The organism is Hydrogenophaga bisanensis, from assembly GCF_042665135.1.
Classification (GTDB): domain Bacteria; phylum Pseudomonadota; class Gammaproteobacteria; order Burkholderiales; family Burkholderiaceae_C; genus Hydrogenophaga; species Hydrogenophaga bisanensis.
In genome coordinates this window covers 1-1,175 of record NZ_JBHTBX010000035.1, presented here as the reverse complement: position 1 = coordinate 1,175, position 1,175 = coordinate 1, and the positions used below count along the sequence as shown (strand labels likewise).

The following is a 1,175-nucleotide window of genomic DNA, read 5'->3' as shown; positions in this document are numbered from 1 at the left end:
GGAAGGTCTGCATAACCCTGCCGCCACCCGCGTGATGTGAGACATTGCCGACATGAAGCAAATGAGCCTGGGCGAGAGCGGATACGAGCGCAAGACCAAGCGCACGCGCAAGCGCGAGTTCCTCGACGAGATGAACCTGGTGGTGCCGTGGGCCGAGCTGGTGGCACTGATTGCGCCGCACGCACCGGCCCCCGGTGCCAAAGGCGGTCGCCCGCCGTTTGCGGTCGAGACGATGTTGCGCATCCACTTCCTGCAGCAGTGGTTCAACCTGTCGGACCCGGCGATGGAAGAAGCCTTGTACGACACGGCGCTGTTTCGCGAATTCGCCGGGCTGGACATGGGCGAGGACCACCTGCCCGACGAGAGCACCATCCTGCGCTTTCGCCACCTGCTGGAGCGCCACCAGCTGAGCCTGCAGTTGCTGGCCACGGTCAACGCCACGCTCACGGCCAAAGGACTGCTCTTGAAGAGCGGCACCGTGGTGGACGCCACGCTCATTGCCGCGCCGAGCTCGACCAAGAACAGCAGCGGCGAGCGCGACCCCGAGATGCATCAGACGAAGAAGGGCAACCAGTGGCACTTCGGCATGAAGGCGCACATCGGGGTGGACGCCGACTCGGGCCTGGTGCACACGGTCATCGGCACGGCGGCCAACGTCAACGACGTGACGCAGGCCGGTGCGTTGGTGCATGGCCAGGAGAGCGATGTGTTCGCCGACGCGGGCTACCAGGGCGTGAGCAAGCGAGAAGAGACGCAGCACGTCGAGGCCAACTGGCATGTGGCGATGCGCCCGGGCAAGCGCAAAGCTCTGGACAAAGCCACGCCCATGGGCGCTGTGCTCGACAAGCTCGAACACGTCAAGGCCAGCATCCGCGCCAAGGTCGAACATCCGTTTCGGGTCATTAAGCGCCAGTTCGGGCATGCGAAGGTGCGCTACCGCGGCTTGGCCAAGAACACGGCGCAGCTGCACACGCTGTTCGCGCTCTCCAATCTGTGGATGGTGCGACGACCGCTTTTGCAGGGGGCCCGGGGATGAGTGCGTCCGCAGCGGCCGAAAGGGTCGACAACGGGGCGCGAATCGGCCCTCGAATGACCCGAATCACGCCGCAGTTGCCGCCATCTGAAAACTCGCGCATCTGCACTCGTCGCAACGAGCGTTGTGCAGACCTTCCCTA

Annotated in this window: 1 protein-coding gene; it reads left to right on the top strand. The window is 64.8% G+C overall.

The window, feature by feature from the left end; all coding sequences use genetic code 11:
* Positions 1 to 52: 52 nt before the first annotated feature.
* Positions 53 to 1,036: an IS5 family transposase gene (locus ACFQNJ_RS19310; protein WP_382260378.1), complete on the top strand. Its 984-nt coding sequence runs from the start codon at positions 53 to 55 to the stop codon at positions 1,034 to 1,036.
* The last annotated feature ends 139 nt before the right edge of the window (positions 1,037 to 1,175 follow it).

Bases quoted from the DNA above. Each gene is read 5' to 3' on its own strand.
- ACFQNJ_RS19310 (WP_382260378.1), top strand. From the start codon at position 53: ATGAAGCAAATGAGCCTGGGCGAGAGCGGATACGAGCGCAAGACCAAG.